This window comes from Microbacterium sp. EYE_78 (genome assembly GCF_023149035.1).
GTDB lineage: Bacteria > Actinomycetota > Actinomycetes > Actinomycetales > Microbacteriaceae > Microbacterium.
Window position 1 is genome coordinate 1 of sequence record NZ_JAHXMY010000003.1, and the last position, 22,650, is coordinate 22,650.

Sequence of the window (22,650 nt, forward strand, 5' to 3'; positions counted from 1 at the left end):
TGATCCAAAGGAATCTCACCTCAGCCAAAACTGAGATCGAGGTTATTTGGCATTTGACAAGTGCACGCTGTTGAGTTCTCAAGGATCGGACGCTCCCACACCACCCCGCAGGGCTTCGTAGTGAGGCTCTTCACTCTGTGCTCCACCCGATGACCGAGCGAGACGGCACAACACGACCGAAGGTCTTCGTTGGGCTCATCACCACGGGGCTTCGAGGTGGAGTTTCCATCCTAGACCATGAGGTCATGTTCTCTCTAGGAGAGGTTTGGGATGGGATGTTCTCCGCTTGAGGGGGCGGGAGCCTTTCGGCCTCTCGCTCTTCCCTGTGGGGCGAACAAGTAATAAGTTACGCGGGGATCGGGGGTCCGGCAAATCAGGTCCGCATCCCGGGCGTGTCGCGCACGCATCCCCCGGAACGACGGAGGCCGCCCTCCCCCGTTCGGGAAGGACGGCCTCGATCTGCATGGCTGGTCAGGAGACGAATACGCCCGCGAGGGTCTTCTTCCCGCGACGGAGGACGGAGACGCCGCCGGGCAGCGAGCCGCTGATCACGTGCGTGTCGTCCGCGACCTTCTCGCCGTCGACGGAGACGCCGCCTTGTGCGATGGCTCGACGGGCTTCACTCGCGCTCGCGACCAACCCGGTGTCGACGAGCGCCTGGACGACGGAGACCTCCTCCGCGGCCGTGATGTGCGGCAGCTCCTCGAGGGCCGATCGCAGTGTCGGCGCGTCGAGCGTCGTCAGATCCCCCTGGCCGAACAGCGCCTCCGATGCGGCGACCACCGCGGAGGCCGCATCGATGCCGTGCACGGTCGTCGTGACCTCCATTGCGAGCCGGCGCTGCGCAGCGCGCCGGAACGGCTCGGCCGCCACGAGGGCCTCGTACTCCTCGATCTCCGCACGAGTGAGGAAGGTGAAGACCTTCAAGCGTGCGATGACGTCCGCGTCGTCGGTGTTCAACCAGAACTGGTACATCCGGTACGGGCTGCACATATCAGCATCCAGCCAGACCGCGTTGCCTTCGCTCTTGCCGAACTTCGTGCCGTCGCTGTTCGTGATCAGCGGGGTGCCGATCGCGTGGACGCTCGCCCCCTCGACACGGTGGATCAGATCCGTCCCACTGGTGAGGTTGCCCCACTGATCGCTGCCGCCGGTCTGCAGCACGCAGTCGTACTGGCGGAACAGCTCCAGGTAGTCCATCCCCTGCAGGATCTGGTAGCTGAACTCGGTGTAGCTGATGCCCGCGTCGGAGTTCAGGCGGGCGGCGACGGCATCCTTCTTCAGCATGGTGCCGACGCGGTAGTGCTTGCCGATCTCGCGCAGGAAGTCGATGGCGCTCATCGGAGCCGTCCAGTCGAGGTTGTTCACCAGGCGCGCCGCGTTCTCGCCCTCGAAGCTCAGGAACCGTTCGACCTGCGACCGGAGCTTCTCGACCCACTCCGTGACGGTCTCACGTGTGTTGAGGGTGCGCTCCGCCGTCGGTCGCGGATCGCCGATCAGTCCGGTGGATCCGCCCACCAGGCCGAGCGGCTTGTGCCCGGCCAACTGCAGACGCCGCAGCAGGAGGAGCTGGACGAGATTGCCGAGATGGAGACTCGGGGCGGTCGGGTCGAATCCGCAGTAGTACGTGATCGGCGCTCCCCCGAGACGCTCCCGCAGGGCGCCTTCCTCGGTGGACACGTGGACCAGGCCACGCCACACGATCTCGTCCCAGACGTTCTCGAAGTCGGGATCGTTGGCGGGCGCGAGCGCTCTCACATCGGCGCTCGAGACGGTTTCAGACACGCCTTCCAGGCTATCAGCGGGCCCGGGCGCGATCAGGCGGCGGAGACCTCGTCGTACAGACCGATGATGTTGCCTTCCGAGTCGCGGATGTAGACCCAGCGCGAGGTCTCGTCGAGCGGCTGGATGTCGCCCAGTTGCGATCCGCCATTCGCCACCGCGAGCGCGACGGTGTCCTCGATGCGATCGACGGTGAACACGACGGTCGGATGCGGAGTCGCCCCGCGCAGGTGCAGGTCGCCGTTGATCCCTCCCCCGCCGGGCTGCTCGATCATGCCCATCTCATCGCCCCAGGGGGTGTAGTCGAAGCCGAGGACGTCTTTGTAGAACGCCTGCGCTCGTGCGATGTCGTCGACCGGGATCTCGAAGTGCTCCACCTTCGCCATGCCGTTCAGCCTCGCATCGCGCGGATCACTGGGCAAGGGTCAGCCGCCGGCTCCCCACCAGAGCAGGAACGCCGCACCCAGCGCGGTCGCCCAGCTGACGAGGCTCCCGATGAGGAAGTACTCCGCTCGGGTACCGGTGTCGCTGTCGCGGGAGATCTCGGGGAATCGGACGATGCCCTTGGCGGCGAGCACGGCCGCGAGGAGCGTGAAGGCGCCAGCGACCGTGAGGGCGAAGACGAGGATCCGCTCCAGCGGCCCGATGAGCCGGCCACCCTTCAACGCGGGGGCGTCCCCGTCGGGGAGCTCCCCGTCCCGGAGCGCCGCGCGCACGACGACGTTCCCTGATTCCGCGAGGAAGCAGATGGCGCCGAGGACGAACAGCCCGGTGTCGAGGGTGACCAGACCCAGCGGCGAGGAATCCGGCCAGATGTCGCCGAGCGGGCCCTGCTGGACGCGGATGCCCTGGAGTGCCACGGCGACGGCGCTCACCGCGGCGACGAGGACGACGGGCCAGAGACCCGCGCGGCCCCCGCGTCGAGCCGGCGTCCCGAGCGTCCACAGCACGGCGACGCCGATGCCGGTGAACAGCCAGGGAACAGCATCGGCGCCTGCAGCCACGACGAGGAGGAGGATGCCGACGGTTGCGAAGAGCGCGATGCGCGCACGCGGCGGCGCATACAGCCGGATGAGGTCGGTCATCCCGACGGCGAGCAGGACGATCCCGGCGCCGATCATCGGCTGCTGCTCAGCGATTCGAATCCGGAGACGATCGCCGCCGCGCCGGCGGTCGCGAGTGCCTGCGAGACGGCGGGCTGGGTGATCCCCTCGCGTTCAGCCAGCTCCCGCTGCGTTCTGCCGAGGCAGCGGCCGTAGGTCAGACGTCGCGATCGCTCGCTCATCGAGCCGACCGTCTCGTCGCGGACGAGGAGGTAGGCGTTGGCGTAGGCGATGCGCTCGCTCATGTCAGCATCCTGCTCCGCCGAGTGGGCGACGCGTGTGCGTGCGCTCGGCACGACGCGATCCTGCAGTCGGTGCACGTGATCGATGGCTTCACGCGCCGCCCACCAGCCGGGGCCGTCCATGATGCCTTTCCCCGAAGAGCCCACGTCGTCGACGAGTCCGACGCCGATGCCGAAGCGGAGTTCGATCCCGTCCGGCAGCGCCAGCTGCATCAGGAGGAGCGACGTCAGTGCCGCTGTGAGATCGGGATAGATGCCTTGGAACTCATCCCCCACGGTCGCCTCGAGCGGGGCGACGTCCACGGGGTGGTCGCGATGCACCTGCGCTGCGCACGATTCGATCGATTGCTGCGCGGCGCTGCGATCGGCGAGCTGCCGCGATCCGACGATGTCGGCGATCACTGCGACCTGGAGAGCCATATGGGCACGGTAGCCGACTTATGGATGACAATCAATAAGTTATCGGCTTATACACTCGTTACGATAAGGGTCAGAGCCCGAGATCGTGGCCCGCTCCCTGCGAACGACGGACGAGCTCGGCCCGCTGCTCTCCCACCCGGACCGGCGCGGTCCCGCCGGCGCCCGTGCGACTCGCGACGGACCCCTCGATCGACAGCACTTCGCGAACGGCGGGTGGGAGCTGGTCGGAGACCTCCGCCAGCAGGTCGTCGTCGGCATCCTCGAGCCCGATGCCGCGCTGCTCGCATGCCTGCACGAGGGCGCCGGAGATCTCGTGCGCGTCGCGGAACGGAACACCTTGCTTGACCAGCCACTCGGCGACGTCCGTCGCAAGGGAGAAGCCCTGCGGAGCGAGCGCCGCCATCCTCTCGGTGTCGAAGCGGAGCGTGGCCACCATGCCGGCGAACGCCGGCAGGAGCACCTCGAGGGTCGTCACCGAGTCGAACACCGGCTCCTTGTCCTCCTGCAGATCGCGGTTGTACGCGAGCGGCAGAGCCTTCAACGTCGCGAGCAGCCCCGAGAGGTTGCCGATGAGCCGGCCCGACTTGCCCCGCGCGAGCTCCGCGATGTCGGGGTTCTTCTTCTGCGGCATGATGCTCGACCCGGTCGAGTAGCCGTCGTCCAGGCGCACGAAGGAGAACTCGCGGGTGTTCCAGATGATGATGTCCTCGGCGAAGCGGGAGACGTCGACCCCGATCATCGCCGTGATGAACGCGAACTCGGCGACGACGTCTCGCGAGGACGTGCCGTCGATGGAGTTCTCGGCGGGGCGGGCGAGTCCCAGCTCCGTGGCCACCAGCTGAGGATCGAGACCCAGGGTGGCGCCGGCGAGCGCTCCGCCGCCGTACGGCGAGACGGATGCCCGAGCCGACCAGTCGCGGAGGCGCTCCAGGTCGCGCACGAGCGGCCACGCATGCGCCTGCAGATGGTGTGCGAGGAGGACGGGCTGCGCGTGCTGCAGATGGGTGCGCCCGGGCATGATCGCGTCGGGGTGCGCCTCGGCCTGCGCGACGATCGCGTCGATGACCCGGAGGAGGTCCCGTGCGATGACACGGGAATGATCCAGCAGGTACATCCGCACGAGGGTCGCGATCTGATCGTTCCGGCTGCGGCCGGCACGGAGCTTGCCGCCGAGCTCCGGACCCACCTCGCGGATGAGCGCTGCCTCGAGCGCGCCGTGCACATCCTCGTCCGACTCCGCGGCGACGAGCGAGCCGTCCTGGACCGCGGCTGCGAGCGCGTCGAGGCCCGCGTGCATCCGGGCCTCCTCTTCGGGCGTGAGGTACCCGGCGGCGGCGAGCGCCCGCGCATGGGCGTGAGACCCGGCGAGGTCGTATCCCGCCAGCGCCCAGTCGAAATGGGTCGACCGGCTCAGCGCCGCGAGCTCCGGTGAGGGACCGGATGCGAACCGCCCGCCCCACAGTGCGCCCCGGTTCGTCGCTTCGCTCTTGCTCTCGCTCACTTGTCCACCCTACCGGCGACCGGTTCGGCCTCGACGGGGGCGAGGCGCCGCGCGAGTGCGACGAGCGCGCGCTCGAGGGGCCCCTGCCCGGCGAGGAGGGCCCACGCCGTGCAGAAGAGGACGATGCCCACGACGAACCACCAGAACGGCTCGAGCGCGCGGAAGGCGAACAGGTCCGAGGGGTCGCCGATCAGGGCGAGCCCGGCAACGGCCCAGATCACCACGTGCAGGACGTACGCCGTCAATGGCATCGACCCGACGGCCCGAAGCGGTAGGACGACCCACGTCAGCGGGGTCCGGCAGACCAGCAGACAAGCACCGAGCACGGCGACCGCGAACCCACCGGAGCCGACGACCTCGATGAGGCCACCGGAGTGGGGCTCGTTGCTCAGCACCCGCCCGAGCAGCGGGTCGGCGAGCGCCGCGCCCGAGACATCCACCGCGAGCGCGGCCATGCCGGCGACCGTGGCGGCGGCGAGCCCGCCGGCCAGCAGGTTCACCTGCACGGCGAGGCTCCGGAGGTCGGTCCGGCCCAGGGCGATCCCTGCGGCGACGAACGCGATCCAGAGCGGGAACGGATACGCCCAGCCGACGACGAAGAACGCTGCTTCCCCGACGTCCCCGTTCCAGATCGGCAGCGCATCGAGGTCCGGCAGCACCCACGGCACGATCAGCGCCACGGACCCGGCGACGGCCCACAGTGCCGCCACGGGGAGGCGGACGATCGGGATCGCGAGGAGGAACAGGATGCCGTAGGCGGGCAGGATGCCGTAGATCGGCACCGTCGTCTGGATGAGCAGCAGACCGATGCCCCAGAGCGCGACGGCGCGGATGGCCAAGCGTCGCCGGTCTGTGCGGAGCCGGATGCCCCCGTGCGGCGTTCGTCCGCCGGTGACGAGGGCGATCGACACACCCGCGAGCACGGCGAAGAGGATCGACGACCGACCGTCGACCACGCCGATCCAGGTCTGCGGCGCGAACAGGATCACCGGATCCTCGATCGTCAGCAGATGCGCGGCGAACATCCCGATCACGGCGAGCGCTCGAGCCAGGTCGATGCCGTGCAGCCTGTCGGGGCCGTTCCAGCTCCGCCAGGCGCGGGTCAGGGCTGCCGGAGCAGCCACACCAGCAGCGCCTTCTGCGCGTGCAGGCGGTTCTCCGCCTCATCCCACACGACACTCTGCGGACCGTCGATCACCTCGGCGTCGACCTCGTACCCGCGATCGGCGGGCAGGCAGTGGATGAAGATCGCGTCGTCCTGGGCGAGGGCCATGGTCTCCTGCGTGACCTTGTACGAGCCGAGGTCTCGGAGCCGGGCGGTCTTCTCCTCCTCCTTGCCCATCGAGACCCACGTGTCGGTGACGATGACGTCCGCTCCGGCCGCTGCCTCGAGCGGATCGGTGAACAGCGTCAGCGAGCCACCGGTCTCGGCGGCTCGGCGGTCGGCGTCGGCGACGACATCCTCGCGGGGCGCGTAGGCCTCGGGCGACGCGATCCGCACGTGCATGCCGGCGGTCACCCCGGCCAGTGCGTACGAGTGCGCCATGTTCGAGAGTCCGTCGCCGAAGAATGCGAGGGTCAACCCCTCGAGTTCGCCCTTGTGCTCTCGGATCGTCAGCAGATCGGCCAGCAGCTGGCACGGGTGGAAGTCGTCGCTCAGCGCGTTGACGACGGGCACCCGCGTCCCGGCGGCCATCTCCTCGAGGCCGGCCTGGGCGTACGTGCGCCACACGATCGCCGCCACCTGGCGTTCGAGGACGCGCGCCGTGTCGGACGGGGTCTCCTTGCCGCCCAGCTGGCTGTTGGCCGTGGAGATGATCAGTGGCGACCCGCCGAGGTCCGCGATGCCCACCGCGAACGAGACGCGGGTGCGCGTGGACGACTTGTCGAAGATGACGGCGACGGTCTGCGGGCCCTCGAGCGGCTTCTCGCCCCAACGATCGGCTTTGAGCTGAACCGCGAGGTCGAGGATCTCGGCCTGTTCGGCCGGGGTCAGATCGTCGTCGCGCAGCAGGTGGCGGGTCATGCGGATGCCTCCGTGGTGTGGGGATGCGGGGTGCGCAGCAGCAGCGCGTCCTCGACGGTCGCGAGCGCCTTGGCGAACAGGGTCTGGAATTCGTCGATCTCGACGTCGCCGATCGTCAGGGCCGGCGCGAGGCGGATCGTCGAGTCGTTGGCCGCGTTGATGATGAGGCCGTGCTGCTGGGCAGCGGCGACGACGGCGGAGGCCACCGGGCGGCGGAGCGCGACCCCGATGAGCAGTCCTTGGCCCCGGCATCCCTCCACCAGCTCCGAGTCGATGGCCGCGACCGCGTCGCGTACCTGCGCCCCGCGCTCGGCCGCGGCCTCGACGAGGCCGGCACGCTCGATCTCGTCGAGGACGGCCGAGGCGACGGCGGTGGCGAGGGGGTTGCCGCCGAACGTCGAGCCGTGGGTGCCCGGGTAGAAGAGGTCGCTCGCCGCGCCGAAGGTGACGAGGGCGCCGATCGGGATGCCGTTGCCGATGCCTTTCGCGACGGTGATCGCGTCCGGCGTGATGCCGGCGTGCTGGAAGGCGAACCAGGCGCCGGTGCGTCCGGCTCCGGTCTGGATCTCGTCGATGATGAGCAGCGCTCCGTGGCGCTCGGTGAGCTCACGCGCGGCCGCGAGGTAGCCGTCGGGCAGCTCGAGCACACCGGCCTCGCCCTTGATCGGCTCGACGAACAGCGCAGCGACGCGGTCGTCGATGGCCGCCTCGAGCGCGTCGATGGTGGTGTCGAGGAACTCGACGCCCGGCACCATCGGCTCGAAGGGCTGCTGCATCGCCGGCTTCCCGGTCAGCGCCAGCGTTCCCATGGTCCGGCCGTGGAACGCGTTCTTGAGGGCGAGGATGCGGGGGCGTTCGCTGCCGCCGTGGAGCCGGGCGAGTTTGAACGCCGCTTCGTTGGCTTCGGCACCGGAGTTGCCGAAGTAGACGCGGCCCGACTCGCCGGTGCCGGCCAGCCGCTTGAGCCGGGCGGCGAGACCGAGCTGGGGCGGCGTCGCGAAGTAGTTGGAGACGTGTCCGAGGGTCGCCGCCTGATCGGCGACGGCCTGGACGAACACGGGGTGCGCGTGGCCGAGCGAGATCACCGCGATGCCGCCGAGGAAGTCGAGGTAGCGGGTGCCTTCGTCGTCCCAGAGGTGCGCACCCTCGCCGCGGACGAGCAGCGCGAACCGGTCCCCCGAGTTCAGGACCAGATCCCGTGCCGCATCGTCCTTCCAGCCGGCTCCCGTCTGCGCGGTCATCACGCCACCACCTCTGTTCCGATTCCGCGTTCCGTGAAGAGCTCGACGAGCACCGAGTGCGGCTGTCGACCGTCGATGATCGCGGCCCGGTCGACGCCGCCCTCGACCGCGTCGAGGCATGCCTGCATCTTGGGGATCATCCCCGACTCGAGGCGCGGGAGCATGTCCCGCAGCTCGGTCGCCGTCAGGTGGGACACGAGCGAGTCGCGGTTCGGCCAATCGGCGTAGAGACCGGCGACGTCGGTCAGGATGACGAGTTTCGTGGCCCCGAGGGCGACGGCGAGCGCCGCGGCCGCGGCATCCGCGTTGACGTTCAGTGACGTTCCGGGCGCGTCGGCGTCGGGGGCGATGGAGGACACGACGGGCACCCGGTCCGCGGAAAGGTGGTCGAGCACGGTCTGCGGGTCGACGCCGACGACGTCCCCGACGTGGCCCAGGTCGTGCTCGGCACCGTCGACGACGACGCCGCGGCGACGTCCGCGGAACAGTCCCGCATCCTCTCCGGAGAGGCCCGTCGCGAACGACCCGTGGGCGTTGATGCGGGAGACGAGCTGCGGATTGATCTGCCCGGTCAACACCATGCGGACGACTCCGATGGCTTCGGTGCTGGTGACGCGGTACCCGCCTTTGAACTCGCTCGGGATGTCGAGGCGGTCGAGCATCTTCGAGATCTGCGGGCCGCCGCCGTGCACGACGACGACCTTGACGCCGACGTGATGCAGGTAGGCGACGTCCTCGGCGAACGCCGCCTGCAGCTCTTCGCTGACCATCGCGTTGCCGCCGTACTTGATGACGACGATCTGATCGCGGAACCGCTTGAGCCACGGCAGGGATTCGACGAGCACGGCGGCCTTCCCGGCCGCTTCCTCAGGGGTGGTCTGCTGGATGTCGGTCATGACGAGTAGGCGCTGTTCTCGTGGACGTAGTCGTGGGTGAGGTCGTTGGTGAGGATCGTCGCGGCGGCGGCGCCGACCCGGAGGTCGATGAGGATGTGCGTCGCGCGCGGCGTGAGGTCGACCTCCTCCCGCGGGCGGTCGGGGCCGCCGGCGTGGCAGACGCGCACCCCGTTGAACGACACGTCGACGTCGTACGGATCGAAGGCGGCATCGGTCGTGCCGATCGCCGCGAGGACGCGACCCCAGTTCGGGTCGTTGCCGAAGATGGCGGCCTTGAAGAGGTTGTTGCGGGCGACCGAGCGGCCGACCGTCACGGCGTCGTCCTCGCTCTCGGCGCCGACGACCTCGATCGTGATGTCGTGGCTCGCGCCCTCGGCATCCCCCTGCAGCTGCGCCGCGAGATCGAGGCACAGCTCCGTGAGGGCGGCGGTGAAGTCCACCGAGGCGGGACGGATGCCGCTGGCCGCGTTCGCGAGCAGGGTCACCTGATCGTTCGTCGACATGCAGCCGTCGGAGTCGAGCCGGTCGAAGCTGACGCGCGTCGCCTGGCGCAATGCTGCGTCGGCCTCACTCGGCTCGAGGTCGGCGTCGGTGGTGATCACCACGAGCATCGTCGCAAGACCCGGCGCGAGCATGCCCGCACCCTTCGCCATGCCGCCGATCGTCCAGCCGTCACGGGCGACGACCGAGCGTTTGGGGCGCGAGTCCGTCGTCATGATGGCGAGGGATGCCGCCTCTCCCCCGTCCGGCGAGAGCGCGGCGATGCCCCGCTCGACGCCGTCGAGCACCTTCGCGCGGAAGACCTCGTCGCCGGTGCCGATGAGCCCGGTGGAACAGACGAGGACATCACCCGCGCCGATGCCCAGCAGCTCCGCGGCCTTCTCGGCGGTCTGATGCGTGGTCTGGAATCCGAAGGCGCCCGTGAAGCAGTTCGCGCCGCCGGAGTTCAGGACGATCGCCTCGACGACGCCGTCACCGATGACCTGCTGCGACCAGAGGATGGGGTTCGCCTTCGCGCGGTTGGAGGTGAAGACGGCGGAACCGGTCTTCTTCGGTCCGCGGTTGACGACCACCGCGACGTCGTTGGCTCCGGTCGACTTGAGCGCCGCAGCGACGCCGGCCGCTTCGAATCCCTGAGCTGCCGTGACGCTCACGGTGCCACCCCGTTCACGGTCAGGCCCGTGTCCTCGGGGAGGCCGAGGGCGATGTTCATCGATTGGATCGCGGCGCCCGCGGTGCCCTTCACGAGGTTGTCGACCGCGGCGACCACCACCACCCGGTTCGCGGCACGGTCGATCGCGAGGCCGAGGAGCGCGGTGTTGGCGCCGACGACGTCGGCCGTGCGGGGGAAGCGCCCCGCGGGCAGCAGCTGGACGAAGGTCTCGCCGGCGTAGGCCGACTCCCAGGCATCCCGGATCTGCGCGTCGGTGACGCCCGGCGCGATCGGTGCCGTCGAGGTGGCGAGGATGCCGCGAGCCATCGGGACGAGCACGGGCGTGAACGACACCCGGATGTCGACGGGCGTCGTCGACGCAGCCGCGAGCGCCTGCCGGATCTCGGGGATGTGACGATGACCCCCGCCCACCGCGTACGGATTCGCCGTTCCAAGGATCTCGGAGGCGAGGAGATTCGGCTTCAGGCTCTTGCCCGCACCCGAGGGTCCGACCGCCAACACCGTCACGATGTCACCCGGATCGATGACCCCGGCGGCGACGCCGGGCGCGAGGCTGAGCGACACCGTCGAGGCGTTGCACCCCGGCGCCGCGATCCGACGTGCTCCCGCGAGCGCCTCGCGCTGCTTCGCGGACCCCGCGGGCAGCTCGGGCACCCCGTAGGCCCACGGCTCGGAGAAGGCCCCACCGTAGAACGCATCCCATGCGGCAGCATCCGTCAGACGGTGGTCGGCGCCCGCGTCGATGACGAGGGGGACGTCGGCGAGCATCTCGGTGTACTGCGCGGACTGCCCGTGCGGCAGGGCGAGGAAGACGATGTCGTGCCCCGCGAGGTTCTCCGGGGTGGTGTCCTGGAGCGTCAGATGCGACAACGAGCGCAGGTGGGGCTGGTGATCGATCAGCGGCTGTCCGGCGTTCGAATGCGCCGTGACGGTGCGGATCTCGACATCGGGGTGGGCGGCGAGCAGGCGGAGGATCTCGCCGCCCGCATAGCCGGAAGCGCCGGAGACGGCGACCGAAGAGGTCATGGATGCAACCTTATTGTCTGGGAGGAACGGGCCGGGAACGGCGACGCCTGCGGCTCGATCCGCACAGGCGGAGAGCGGGAGGGTCGCCTAGCGTCGGCGGTCGCCCAGACGTCGACGCGCGCGCGAGCCCGCGGAAGCGGGGCGGATCACGGCGGAGGACACAGGCCGACGGTATCGCCGCGGCATCCGGTCCCGCAAATCGAGCGTCACACTCCGGTCGGTCGCTCGGCCTCCCACATCCGGAGCAGATCGAGCTCCTCGCTGCGTTCGAGACCGGATCCGCGCGTGCGTGCGACGCCTCGAGTGCGCTCGTCTGCGAGCACCCGGGCGGCAGTCTCGGCGAGGGGACGGATGCGGCCGCCAGCCGCGCGGTAAGCGGCGTTGCTGCGCGTCGCGAAGCCGGGCATGTCGTCGGGGAGCCACAGCGGCAGGGACCGCGGGCCCATCCAGTGCGCCACCCCGTGACGTCCCAGCCAGTCGGCCGGCGCCTCGCGCAGGTCGCCGGTGTGGCCGGCGAGATCGCGGAGAAGGGTCAGGAACTCCGCGATCGGATGCGACTCCCCCACCGCGTTCACGATTCCGTCGAACGCACGGGCACCGCCGGTGACGATGAAATCGGCCAGGTCGTCCACGTCGATCACCTGCACCCGCCCCGCGGTCTGCGGAACGAGGACCGGGCCGTCGGCAGCCGCCGCGAAGCGCGCCGGCCAGTATCCGAAGCGCTCCGTCGGATCGCCGGGACCGACGATGAGGCCCGGCCGTACGATCGCGACGCGCGCCGCATACCCGGTCACGGCGCGCTCGGCGGCGACCTTCGCGCCGGCGTAGTCGTCCTCGTCGCCGTCCGTCCAGGCGGGCACGAGCTCGGCGGTCTCGTCCGCGTCCTCCTCATCGGCGCCGGCATACACCGAGACACTGGACACGTAGGTGGCGTGCGCCGCGCGACCCGCGAGCGCGTCGGCGGCAGCCCCGACCTGGACCGGATCGGAGGAGACGTCGATGACCTCGTCCCAGTCCCGCTCCTGCACAGCGCGGTAGGCATCGGGAGCGTCACGGTCGGCGACCACGAGCTCGACGCCGTCGGCACCGTGGCGATGACCTCGCGCCAGGGACGTCACCTCTGCGCCCCGGTCGACCCAGCGCTGCGCGATGCGGGATCCGAGCCAGCCGGTGCCGCTCAGGATGAGGATGCGCGTCATGCGTCCATCGAATCAGCACCGACGGCGGGACGACACCCCTCCCGCGGCGTCAGCGCGGCGGCGCGAGGCCGACACCGATGTCGGCGTCGCCTGGCACAGTGAGGGGATGCTGCGCACGCTCGCCGTCTCCGGGTACCGGTCCCTCCGCGACGTGGTGATCCCACTCGAGGACCTCACGGTCGTGACCGGACCGAACGGCTCGGGCAAGTCGAACCTCTACCGCGCGCTGCGGCTGCTGGCGTCGGCGGCGACCGGGGACCTCGTCGGGGCGGTCGCACGCGAGGGCGGACTCCCCTCGCTCCTGTGGGCGGGTCCGGAGAACGGCGGCGAGCAGGGGACGGTGCGACGGAACCCCATCGCCGTGCAGCTCGGGTTCGCGTCCGACGAGTTGGGCTACCTCGTCGACCTCGGCATCCCGCAGTCGCAGGACAGCGTGTTCGCCCGAGACCCGGAGATCAAACGGGAGCAGATCTTCGCGGGCCCGATGGCCAAGCCCGCGACGCTCCTCATCGACCGTCTGCGTGCCCGGACCCGCGTCCGCGACGGCGCATGGGTCTCGCTCGACCAGCAGCTCGCCCCCTTCGAGAGCATCATCACCGACCTCGCCGACGGCGACACCGCCCCGGAGCTGCTCGGGCTCCGGCGGATCCTGAACGGATGGCGGTTCTACGACCACTTCCGCGTCGACGCCGACGCCCCTGCGCGCCGCCCGCAGGTCGGCACGCGATCACCGCTGCTCGCGCACGACGGATCCAACCTCGCCGCGGTGTGGGCGACCGTCGTCGACGCGGGGTTCGGCCACCAGCTCGATCAGGCGGTCGACGAGGCGTTCCCCGGCAGTCGTGTGAGGGTCGCGGCATCCGACGGCGTCCTGCGACTCACGCTCCGTCAACCGGGCCTGCTCCGGCCGTTGGACGCCTCGGAACTCTCCGACGGCACGCTCCGGTACCTGCTCCTGTGCGCCGCCCTGCTTCCGGCTCGCCCCGCGCCCCTCACCGTCCTGAACGAACCGGAGTCGAGCCTGCACGCGAGTCTCCTGCCCCCACTGGCGAATCTGGTGCGCTCCGCTGCGGAGCAGACGCAGGTCCTGCTGGTGTCCCACGCCGCCGGCCTGGTCGACGGACTCGGCGACGCGCATCGGATCTCGCTGGTCCGGTTCGCCGACGGCACGGCGGTCGAGGGTCAAGGTCGCCTCGAGGGGCCTCCGTGGCGATGGGGCGCCCGCTGAGACGGGTCAGAGCGTGATGAACGAGGCTCCGACGACGAGGACGATGAGCACGACGGCGATCACAGCTCCGCAGATGGTGAGCGAGCGGTACACGCCGTAGCCCCGGTGTTCGGCCGGCGCACCCAGCGCACCGACACCCGCGGCGAGGACCGCGATGGCGGCGAAGACGAACCAGATCGCTCCGCGCGGGACGATCTCGGCCCATGCGCTGGGGAAGAAGACCGCCGCCTGCGGGAACAGCCACGTCCCGTACTGCCAGCCGGTGGCGAAGGCGACCACGCTCACCACGACCGTGACGAGGTTGAAGACCGCCAGTGCACGGATGACGCCGGCCGCTCGCGGCATGCGGGGCGGCGCGTCACCGCCGTCCGCTCGCGCGGGCACGGTCTCGGTCGTGGAGCTCATCGTCGCACCGTATACCGACCGCGGGTGTCCCCGCCGTCGGCTTCGGCGGACATCGTCACTCGCGGATGGTCGCTCCGAAGCGCTCGGCGGTGACCGCCACACCCGCGAGTTTCGCGTCCGTGGCCTCCGCTGCCGTGAGCGTGCGATCGCTCGCCCGGAACCGCAGGGCGAACGTCAGGCTCTTCGCCCCGTCCGACACTCCGGCCCCCCGGTAGTCGTCCACCAGTCGGACGTCCTCGAGCAACGGTCCTGCGCCGTCGACCAGCGCCGAGCCGACTGCGCCGGCGGGAACGTCCGCCGGCACGACGAGGGACACGTCCTGCGTCGCCGCGGGGAATGTCGCGAGCGAGGCGGCCACCTCGGGCTCGCGCACCAGGGACAGGATGCGGTCGAGGTCGAGCTCCGCGACGAAGACGCGTCCGTGGAGGTCCGCCGCGTCCGCGACCGCCGGCAGGAGTTCGCCGATGTAGCCGACCTCCTCGCCGCGGACGTGGAGCGTTCCGGTGCGTCCGGGGTGCAGCGCCGCCCGCGCCCCCTGTCGCACCTCGATGTCCACGCCTGCCGCGACGGCGACCGTGCGGACAGCGCCGAGCGCGTCCGCGAGATCGAACGGCACCGCCGCACCGGCGGGACGCTTCACGGCTGCGTTCCCGTGCAACAGCACGGCGATATGCCGGGGCTGCGGCGGGATCGACGCGTGGAGCGCGGCCAGGGTCTCCTCGTCAGGGCGCTGCGCGAGCGGCGGAACGGTGTCGGTGCCGTAGATCGCGCCCTCGTCGGGCGTGAAGACGCTGCCGGACTCGAAGAGGGCGACGTCGGTGAAGCCGCGCGAGACATTGCGGTGCGCGATCTGCAGGAGACCCGGGACGAGCGACCGGCGGAGGAACGGCGCCTGCCCGTCAAGCGGATTGGCGAGTCGGATCGACGTGAGGTGGTCACCGGACGCCGAGCCGTGGAGGTCGTTCTGCTCCGCTGTCGTGAACGGGAACGCGACGACCTCGACGAGGCCCGCCGCGGCGAGCGCGTTCGCGACGCGCCGACGGCCGCGCTGGTGGGCGGTCAGTCCGCGGCCCGAGGGCGGGGTCGGAAGAATGGACGGGATGCGGTCGAGCCCGTGGATACGGGCGACCTCCTCTGCGAGCGTCCACCGGTCGGTGAGGTCGGGACGCCAGGTCGGCGGAACGACCTCCCACGCCTCGGCCGCATCCGAGACCTCGCACCCGATCGTCTCGAGCGCGCCGACGACCTCGTCGTCGGAGTAGTCGACGCCGATGAGGCCGGCGGTGAACGCCTTCGGCAGGTCGATCGAGGGGACGAAGACCTCGGCGAAGAGGGCGCCGCCGGTGGCCGTGTCGAGCGTTCCCCCGGCGAGCTCGACCATGAGGTCGGCCACGCGGCGGGCTGCCACGAACGGGATGAGCGGGTCGACACCGCGCTCGAATCGGCGCGACGCCTCGCTGGGCAGCTTGTGACGGCGCGCGGTGCGCGCGATCGACACGGTGTCGAAGATCGCCGCCTCGATGAGGACGTTGCGCGTGGCATCCCCCATCTCGGTCCTGCCGCCACCCATGACGCCCGCGAGGCCGATCGGCCCGGACTCATCGGTGATGAGGAGGTCCTCGGCGTCGAGCGTGCGCTCCTTGCCGTCGAGGGTTGTGAGCTTCTCCCCCACGGCGGCGCGACGGACGGTGATGCCGCCGGCCAGCGTGTCGAGGTCGTAGCCGTGGATCGGGTTGCCGAGCTCGAGCATCACGTAGTTCGTGATGTCGATCAGGATGCCGAGGGAACGGATGCCGGCGAGCGCGAGGCGCGCGGTCATCCACGGCGGTGTGGGCCGAGAGGGGTCGACGTCCCGCACGATGCGGACGACGAACTCGCTCGCCCCGGCGTTGCCGTGGATCGGCGCCGCGTCGTCGACGGCGACCTCGAAGCCACCCACCGGCTGCTGGAGCTCCTCGAAGGGTCGGAGTCCGGGGTCGCGGAAGGCCGCGCCCGTCGCATGGGCGTACTCGCGCGCCACACCGCGGACCGACAGCGCGTATCCGCGGTCCGGCGTCACGTTGATGTCGACGGCGACGTCGTCGAGGCCGAGCAGGGCGATGGCGTCGGCGCCGACCTCGGGGTCGAGTCCAAGCTCGGTCAGCCGCAGGATGCCGGAGTGCTCCTCGCCGAGTCCCAGCTCCTTCGCCGACGCGATCATCCCGTCGGAGACGTGACCGTAGGTCTTGCGCGCGGCGATCGGGAAGGGCCCGGGCAGCACGGCACCCGGCAGGGTCACCACGACCTTGTCGCCCTCGAAGAAGTTGCCGGCGCCGCAGACGATGCCCCGGACGCCGCCGTTCGCCTCGCCGACGTCGACCTGGCACCAGCGGATCGTCTTGCCGTTGGACTGCGGCTCCGCCTCGAATGAGACGACGCGGCCGACGACGATCGGTCCGCTGAGGTCGAACGTGTGCACGTCCTCCTCCTCGAAGCCGACCGAGACGAGCGACGCGAGGACGTCCTCGGGGGTCGTGCCGGGCGCGACGTCGACGTACTCGCGCAGCCAGGAGAGCGGGACGCGCATCAGACCACCATTCCGAACTGCTCACTGAAGCGGACATCGCCCTCGGCCATGTCGCGCATGTCCTGCACATCGCTGCGGAACATGAGGGTCCGCTCGATGCCCATGCCGAAGGCGAAGCCCGAGTACACCTCGGGGTCGATGCCCGCGGCACGGAGGACGTTGGGGTTCACCATCCCGCATCCGCCCCACTCGATCCAGCGCGCCCCGCCCGGGAAGGTGGGGTGCCAGAGGTCGAGCTCGGCGGACGGCTCGGTGAACGGGAAGTAGTTGGTGCGGAACCGGGTCTTCGCCTCGGACCCGAACAGCACCTTCGCCGCGTGGTCCAGCGTGCCCTTGAGGTTCGCCATCGTGATGCCCTCGTCGATGACCAGGCCCTCGAACTGCGTGAACGCCGGCAGGTGGGTCGCATCGAACTCGTCGGTGCGGTAGACCCGACCCGGGCACAGGATGTAGATCGGCACCTCGCGCTCGAGCATCGAGCGCACCTGCACCGGGCTCGTGTGCGTGCGCATGACCAGGTGCCGTGCGACGGGGTCGACGAAGAAGGTGTCCTGCATCTGGCGCGCGGGGTGATCCGGCGCGAAGTTGAGGGCGTCGAAGTTGAACCACTCGTGCTCGAGCTCGGGACCTTCCGCGATCTCCCACCCCATGCCGACGAAGAGGTCGGCGATCTCCTCCTGCAGAAGGGAGATCGGATGCCGCGCCCCGACGCGCGCGGCGGGGACGATCGCGGTGATGTCGACCCGCTCGGCCTCGAGCTTCGCGGCCGTCTCTGCGGCGGCCAGTTCGGCCTCGCGGGCGGCGAGCGCCTGGTTCACGCGACCGCGGGCCTGGCCGACCAGCTTGCCGGAGGCGGCCTTCTGGTCGTTCGGGACGTTGCGCAGCTCGGCGTTGAGACGCGCGAGCGGCGATCCCTCCGCGGTGTGGGCCGAACGAGCCGCCTTGAGCGCGGCGGTGTCGGGGGCGGCGGCGAAGGCGGCCAGCGCCTCGGCGACGGCGGCATCCACCGCCTCGGGGGTGATCTGGGGTGCGTCGGACACGAGAGACGAGTCTACCGGCGGGTCGGGCCACGGCCCGCCGGGATCCCCGTCACAACGCGTTCGAGTCGTACTTCCCTGCGCCCTTCTGGGCCGCGATCAGCTCGGTGTCGGTCGTCTCCGCCAGCGGGCGAGCCGGCGCCGCCGCGACCGCGCGAGGCGAACGGCGCAAGCGCTTCTCGACCCGGTTCGCGACGAGCGACAGGAGCAGGCACAGCACGATGTAGATCGCGCCGACGATGATGGTGGCCGGGACGATCGGCGATCCGTACGTCGACTGCGACCCGATGAAGCGGGCGTAGAAGAGCAGCTCCTCGTACGTGATGATGTAGCCGAGCGCCGTGTCTTTCAAGGTGACGACGAGCTGGGCGATGATGACCGGCATCATCGAGCGCACGGCCTGGGGCAGCAGCACGAGGCGCATGACTCCGCTCTTGCGCAGGCCGATCGCATAGCCCGCTTCCTTCTGTCCCCGAGGAAGCGCTTCGACCCCGGCGCGGATGACCTCCGCCAGCACGGAGCCGTTGTAGGCGATCAACGCGATCACGACGGCCCAGTACGGTTCGAGCTTGGTCCCGATTTCGGGGAGTCCGTAGTAGAGCAGGAACATCATCACCAGCACGGGGATCGCGCGGAGCACCTCGATCACTGCGGTGAAAGGGGCGCGCACCCATGCGTGATCGGAGAGCCTGCCGATCGCGAGGATGAATCCGAGCGCGAGGGCGCCCACGGCCGCGACTGCGAAGGCCGCCAGCGTGTTCCCGGCCGCTTCCGCGATGCTGATCCAGACGTTCGTGAACGAGAACGCGTACCACTTCTCCGCCGTGAACTGGCCCGTCGCCACGAGCCGCCAGACGAGGAAGCCCAGGACGGCGGCGACGAGGAGGATCGTGACGACACCGATGATCCGGTTGCGCGCGACGGCTCGGGGGCCGGGGACGTCGTAGAGGACGCTGCTCATCGGGCCACCTTCCATCGGATCTCGAGTCGTCGCTGCACCCAGGAGAGGACGAGCACCAGGACGATGAAGATCACCATGACCCAGAGGATGACGGCCATCTGGTTCTCGCCACGCTCACTCATGTAGCTGCGGATGGACCCGAGGTTGACGACCGAGAAGCCCGCGGCGACCGTCGTGTTCTTCAGGAGCGCGATGAACACGCTCATCATCGGGGGGATGACGGAGCGGAACGCCTGCGGAAGGACGACGAGCGACATCACCTGCCCGAAGGTCAAGCCGAGAGCTCGCGCCGCCTCGGCCTGGCCGACGGGGACCGTGTTGATGCCGGACCTGATGGTCTCCGCCACATACGTCGCCGTGTAGATGCCGAGGGCAGCGATGCCGAGCTGGAGCGGAGGGATGCGTGTCTCCAGCAACGGAGCCAGGGCGAAGACGAACCCGAAGAACACCAATGTCAGCGGCGTGTTGCGGATGAGGTTGACGTACAAGGTGCCGAACGCCCTGGCGATCGGCACGGGCGACACGCGCATGGCGCCGACGATGAGGCCGAGCACCAGCGCCACAGCACCGCCGCCGAAGAACAGCAGCAGCGTGCCGACGAGGGTCTGGCCCCACAGGTCGAGGTTGTCGGTGATGACGCCCATCGGCGTTCCTCTCGGTCGGGTGTCGGTCAGGGGCGGCGCTCGGGCCGCCCCTGACCTCGTCGTCAGTTCTCGACGTCGGGCTGGGTACCCTCGATGCCGGCGGGAGCCAGGTGCTCATCGAAGAGCGCCGTCCACACGTCGCCGCCGTCGGTGAACAACGTGTTGATGTGGTCGAGCAGTGCCGTGTCGCCCTTCGGCAGGCCGACGCCGTACTTCTCCTCGCTGAACGGCTCGCCCGCGATCTTCAGCTCGTCGGGACGCTGGGCGACGTAGCCGGCCAGGATCGCCTCATCCGTCGTGATCGCGTCGACCTGACCCTGCAGCAGCTGGTCGATGCACTGCGAGTACGTGTCGAACTCACGGGTGTCGCCCGGGTTGTACTCGTCGCGGATGCGCTGCAGCGGGGTCGAACCCGTGACCGAGCAGACGACCTTCCCAGCGAGGTCGTCCGGGCCGTTGATGGAGTCGTCGTCCGCCGCCACGAGGAGGCCCTGTCCCGTGATGAAGTACGGGCCGGCGAAATCGACCTGCTCCTTGCGCTCGTCCGTGATCGAGTAGGTGCCGACGTAGTAGTCGATGTCGCCGTTGACGATGGCCTGCTCGCGGTTCGCCGAGGGGATCGTCTTGTACTCGATCTGATCCTCGTCGAAACCGAGGGATGCCGCGATCCATCGCGCGGTGTCCACGTCGAAGCCGGTGCGCTCACCCGACGCCGCATCCTCGTAGCCGAGACCGGGCTGGTCGTTCTTGACTCCGACCACGACACCGTCGCGCTCGGTCATCGCGTCGAACGTGGGGCTGCCGTCGAGCGAGACGTCGCTGGCGACCTCCCACAGCGCGTCGCCACCTTCACCGCCTTCGGCGCCGGGGCTCGTCGGGCTGCCGCTGTTGCAGCCGGCGAGAGCGAGAGCCGCGATCGCGATGCCGGCGAAGGTGCCGGCGATTCGAGTCTTGCGCATGTGATCCTCCTGGTGTCGTGACGTGTCGTTCGTGGTTCGTCGCGCCGGTGCAGGGCGCGGACGTCTCAGTGCGTGATGAGCTTCGAGAGGAAGTCCTTCGCGCGGTCGCTCTTCGGGTCGGTGAAGAACTCCTGCGGCACGGCCTCCTCGACGATCTGCCCGTCCGCCATGAAGACGACACGATCAGCCGCCTTCCGGGCGAAGCCCATCTCATGGGTGACGACGATCATCGTCATCCCCTCCTGCGCGAGGCCGACCATGACGTCCAGGACCTCGTTGATCATCTCGGGGTCGAGCGCCGACGTCGGCTCGTCGAAGAGCATGACCTTGGGCTTCATCGCCAGAGCGCGCGCGATCGCGACGCGCTGCTGCTGACCGCCCGAGAGCTGCGCGGGCAGCTTGTCGGCCTGGTGCCCCACGCCCACGCGGTCGAGCAGCTCACGGGCGAGCTTCTCGGCATCCGCCTTCTTCATGCCCTTCACCTTGATCGGACCGAGCGTGACGTTGTCGAGGATCGTCAGGTGCGAGAAGAGGTTGAAGGACTGGAACACCATGCCCACGTCCGCGCGCAGCTCCGCGAGCGCCTTGCCCTCCTTCGGCAGCTCCGCACCGTCGATGGTGATCGTGCCGCTCGTGATGGTCTCGAGACGGTTGATCGTGCGGCAGAGCGTCGACTTGCCCGAGCCCGAGGGCCCGACGACGACGACGACCTCACCGCGATTGACGGAGAGATCGATGTCGGTCAGCGCCTGGAAGTCGCCGTAGTGCTTCTGCACGTCGGTCATCACGACGAGCGGCTCACCTCGGCGCACGTCGATGTTCGACGTGCGCGGCGCGGGTTCGGCAGCAGGAGTGGTCATAAATTGACACACTATTCGTCGCGCCGTCCGCGCGCAGACTCGACGACGCGGGGTTTACAGTTCCGTAATGAACGCGGCCGACGCGCCTCAGCCGCGGACGCGCTGCGCGAAGGCCGATTCGTACAGGCAGACGCTCGCCGCCGTTGCGAGGTTGAGGGATTCGGCCCGCCCGTAGATCGGAAGACGGAGCGACAGGTCGACGAGGGCGAGTGCGTCGTCGTCGAGGCCCCGCGCCTCGTTGCCGAACACCCACGCGGTCGGTCCCGCCAACGTGCCTCGATGTGCGAGGAAGTCCTCTCCCCCGACGTCGGCGGCCACGGTCCGAAGACCCGCCGCGCGGGCGCGCTCGACCGTCTCGGCGAGATCAGCGCCGACGGCCACGGGAAGGTGGAAGAGCGAGCCGGTGGTCGCGCGCACCACTTTGGGGTTGAACGGGTCGACCGTGCGTCCCGTGAGGACGACGGCGTCGGCACCCACGGCATCCGCTGCTCGGATGATCGTCCCGAGGTTGCCGGGGTCGCGCACCTCTTCGCAGATCACGATGAGCTGCGGCGCGTCGGCGAACACGTCCCGCACCGACGTGGGCACCTGGCGGGCGACCGCGACGATGCCCTGCGGCGTGACGGTGTCAGCCATCGCGGCGATGACCGCCTCGCTCGCATATTCGACCTCGACGCCGGCATCGGACGCCGCGGCCTGGATGTCCTGATGCTTCTCCCACGCGGTCGGCGTGGCGTAGAGCTCCACGAGGGTGTCGGGCCGCCAGACGAGGGCCTCGCGAGCGGCCTGGGGGCCCTCGAGCAGGTACAGGCCGGTCTCCTGACGGGCAGCCCGCTTCGTGAGCTTCGCGACCGCACGGACACGGGGCGAACGGGGGTTCTCGAGCACGGTCTCAGTGTAGAGGCGCCGCCCCGTCCCCACCTGCGGCGGACACGCGAAAGGGCGCCCCCGAGACGGGGACGCCCTTTCGATGCGATCGAGGCGATCAGGCCTTCGGCGCGTTGACGTCGGCCGGCAGCGCAGCCTTCGCGGTCGCGACGAGCGACGCGAACACGGCCGGCTCGTTGACCGCGAGCTCGGCGAGCATGCGGCGGTCGACCTGGACGCCCGCGAGGCCGAGGCCCTGGATGAAGCGGTTGTACGTGATGCCGTTCTGGCGGGCAGCGGCGTTGACGCGCTGGATCCAGAGGCGACGGAAGTCGCCCTTGCGCTTACGACGGTCGCGGTACGCGTAGACGAGCGAGTGGGTCACCTGCTCCTTCGCCTTGCGGTACAGGCGCGAACGCTGTCCGCGGTAACCGGAGGCGCGCTCGAGGATGACGCGACGCTTCTTGTGGGCGTTGACAGCCCGCTTGACTCTAGCCATTTCTTCTACTTCCT

Annotated in this window: 22 protein-coding genes; 1 reads left to right on the forward strand and 21 read right to left on the reverse strand. The window is 69.8% G+C overall.

Features of this window, described 5'->3' with window-relative positions; translation table 11 throughout:
• Window positions 1–471: 471 nt before the first annotated feature.
• The 12 genes from tyrS to KZX17_RS14075 all read right to left on the reverse strand — a co-directional run bounded on the left by tyrS (window position 472) and on the right by KZX17_RS14075 (window position 12,610).
• Window positions 472–1,785 carry a tyrosine--tRNA ligase gene (gene tyrS, locus KZX17_RS14020; RefSeq protein WP_248175224.1) on the reverse strand — a complete coding sequence of 438 codons (1,314 nt, stop codon included), beginning with the start codon at window positions 1,783–1,785 and terminating at the stop codon, window positions 472–474.
• 32 nt (window positions 1,786–1,817) lie between these two features.
• The gene (locus KZX17_RS14025; protein ID WP_248175222.1) at window positions 1,818–2,168 is read right to left on the reverse strand and encodes a VOC family protein; all 351 of its coding nucleotides are present in this window, start codon (window positions 2,166–2,168) and stop codon (window positions 1,818–1,820) included.
• Window positions 2,169–2,207: 39 nt separating this feature from the next.
• On the reverse strand, window positions 2,208–2,903 hold the full coding sequence (locus tag KZX17_RS14030) for a hypothetical protein (protein WP_248175220.1): 696 nt from the start codon (window positions 2,901–2,903) through the stop codon (window positions 2,208–2,210).
• Complete coding sequence (locus KZX17_RS14035) at window positions 2,900–3,547, reverse strand: SatD family protein (protein WP_248175218.1); 648 nt, start codon at window positions 3,545–3,547, stop codon at window positions 2,900–2,902. The genes KZX17_RS14030 and KZX17_RS14035 overlap by 4 nt, the downstream gene beginning before the upstream one ends.
• Window positions 3,548–3,617: 70 nt before the next feature.
• Window positions 3,618–5,048, reverse strand: coding sequence for an argininosuccinate lyase (gene argH / locus KZX17_RS14040; protein ID WP_248175216.1), 1,431 nt, complete (start codon window positions 5,046–5,048; stop codon window positions 3,618–3,620).
• Window positions 5,045–6,172 (reverse strand): heparan-alpha-glucosaminide N-acetyltransferase domain-containing protein, encoded by a 1,128-nt coding sequence (locus KZX17_RS14045; protein ID WP_248175214.1) that lies wholly within the window; start codon window positions 6,170–6,172, stop codon window positions 5,045–5,047. Before KZX17_RS14045 ends, argH begins: the two co-directional genes overlap by 4 nt.
• Window positions 6,151–7,074 (reverse strand): ornithine carbamoyltransferase, encoded by a 924-nt coding sequence (gene argF, locus KZX17_RS14050; protein ID WP_248175212.1) that lies wholly within the window; start codon window positions 7,072–7,074, stop codon window positions 6,151–6,153. Before argF ends, KZX17_RS14045 begins: the two co-directional genes overlap by 22 nt.
• Window positions 7,071–8,315 carry an acetylornithine transaminase gene (locus KZX17_RS14055; RefSeq protein ID WP_248175210.1) on the reverse strand — a complete coding sequence of 415 codons (1,245 nt, stop codon included), beginning with the start codon at window positions 8,313–8,315 and terminating at the stop codon, window positions 7,071–7,073. Before KZX17_RS14055 ends, argF begins: the two co-directional genes overlap by 4 nt.
• Window positions 8,315–9,211 carry an acetylglutamate kinase gene (gene argB, locus KZX17_RS14060; RefSeq protein WP_248175207.1) on the reverse strand — a complete coding sequence of 299 codons (897 nt, stop codon included), beginning with the start codon at window positions 9,209–9,211 and terminating at the stop codon, window positions 8,315–8,317. The genes KZX17_RS14055 and argB overlap by 1 nt, the downstream gene beginning before the upstream one ends.
• Complete coding sequence (gene argJ / locus KZX17_RS14065; RefSeq protein WP_248175205.1) at window positions 9,208–10,365, reverse strand: bifunctional glutamate N-acetyltransferase/amino-acid acetyltransferase ArgJ; 1,158 nt, start codon at window positions 10,363–10,365, stop codon at window positions 9,208–9,210. Before argJ ends, argB begins: the two co-directional genes overlap by 4 nt.
• Window positions 10,362–11,411: an N-acetyl-gamma-glutamyl-phosphate reductase gene (argC, locus tag KZX17_RS14070; protein ID WP_248175203.1), complete on the reverse strand. Its 1,050-nt coding sequence runs from the start codon at window positions 11,409–11,411 to the stop codon at window positions 10,362–10,364. Before argC ends, argJ begins: the two co-directional genes overlap by 4 nt.
• A gap of 206 nt (window positions 11,412–11,617) precedes the next feature.
• The gene (locus KZX17_RS14075; RefSeq protein WP_248175201.1) at window positions 11,618–12,610 is read right to left on the reverse strand and encodes an NAD-dependent epimerase/dehydratase family protein; all 993 of its coding nucleotides are present in this window, start codon (window positions 12,608–12,610) and stop codon (window positions 11,618–11,620) included.
• A gap of 106 nt (window positions 12,611–12,716) precedes the next feature.
• On the opposite strand from KZX17_RS14075, the gene KZX17_RS14080 reads away from it, so the two are divergent.
• Window positions 12,717–13,838, forward strand: a complete 1,122-nt coding sequence (locus tag KZX17_RS14080; RefSeq protein WP_248175237.1) for an AAA family ATPase — start codon at window positions 12,717–12,719, stop codon at window positions 13,836–13,838.
• Window positions 13,839–13,844: 6 nt separating this feature from the next.
• On the opposite strand, the gene KZX17_RS14085 is transcribed toward KZX17_RS14080, so the two are convergent.
• The 9 genes from KZX17_RS14085 to rplT form a co-directional block, all read right to left on the reverse strand.
• The gene (locus tag KZX17_RS14085; protein ID WP_248175199.1) at window positions 13,845–14,243 is read right to left on the reverse strand and encodes a hypothetical protein; all 399 of its coding nucleotides are present in this window, start codon (window positions 14,241–14,243) and stop codon (window positions 13,845–13,847) included.
• 55 nt (window positions 14,244–14,298) lie between these two features.
• Window positions 14,299–16,809, reverse strand: coding sequence for a phenylalanine--tRNA ligase subunit beta (pheT, locus tag KZX17_RS14090; protein ID WP_248175197.1), 2,511 nt, complete (start codon window positions 16,807–16,809; stop codon window positions 14,299–14,301).
• Complete coding sequence (gene pheS, locus KZX17_RS14095; RefSeq protein ID WP_248175195.1) at window positions 16,809–17,849, reverse strand: phenylalanine--tRNA ligase subunit alpha; 1,041 nt, start codon at window positions 17,847–17,849, stop codon at window positions 16,809–16,811. Before pheS ends, pheT begins: the two co-directional genes overlap by 1 nt.
• Before the next feature lie 49 nt (window positions 17,850–17,898).
• The gene (locus KZX17_RS14100; RefSeq protein WP_248175193.1) at window positions 17,899–18,807 is read right to left on the reverse strand and encodes an amino acid ABC transporter permease; all 909 of its coding nucleotides are present in this window, start codon (window positions 18,805–18,807) and stop codon (window positions 17,899–17,901) included.
• Window positions 18,804–19,451 carry an amino acid ABC transporter permease gene (locus KZX17_RS14105; RefSeq protein WP_248175191.1) on the reverse strand — a complete coding sequence of 216 codons (648 nt, stop codon included), beginning with the start codon at window positions 19,449–19,451 and terminating at the stop codon, window positions 18,804–18,806. The genes KZX17_RS14100 and KZX17_RS14105 overlap by 4 nt, the downstream gene beginning before the upstream one ends.
• Window positions 19,452–19,513: 62 nt before the next feature.
• Complete coding sequence (locus KZX17_RS14110) at window positions 19,514–20,410, reverse strand: glutamate ABC transporter substrate-binding protein (RefSeq protein ID WP_248175189.1); 897 nt, start codon at window positions 20,408–20,410, stop codon at window positions 19,514–19,516.
• A gap of 65 nt (window positions 20,411–20,475) precedes the next feature.
• Window positions 20,476–21,195 carry an amino acid ABC transporter ATP-binding protein gene (locus KZX17_RS14115; protein WP_248175236.1) on the reverse strand — a complete coding sequence of 240 codons (720 nt, stop codon included), beginning with the start codon at window positions 21,193–21,195 and terminating at the stop codon, window positions 20,476–20,478.
• A 162-nt stretch (window positions 21,196–21,357) separates the two neighbouring features.
• The gene (locus KZX17_RS14120; protein WP_248175187.1) at window positions 21,358–22,158 is read right to left on the reverse strand and encodes an RNA methyltransferase; all 801 of its coding nucleotides are present in this window, start codon (window positions 22,156–22,158) and stop codon (window positions 21,358–21,360) included.
• 97 nt (window positions 22,159–22,255) lie between these two features.
• Window positions 22,256–22,636 carry a 50S ribosomal protein L20 gene (rplT, locus tag KZX17_RS14125; RefSeq protein WP_248175185.1) on the reverse strand — a complete coding sequence of 127 codons (381 nt, stop codon included), beginning with the start codon at window positions 22,634–22,636 and terminating at the stop codon, window positions 22,256–22,258.
• Between the last annotated feature and the right edge of the window lie 14 nt (window positions 22,637–22,650).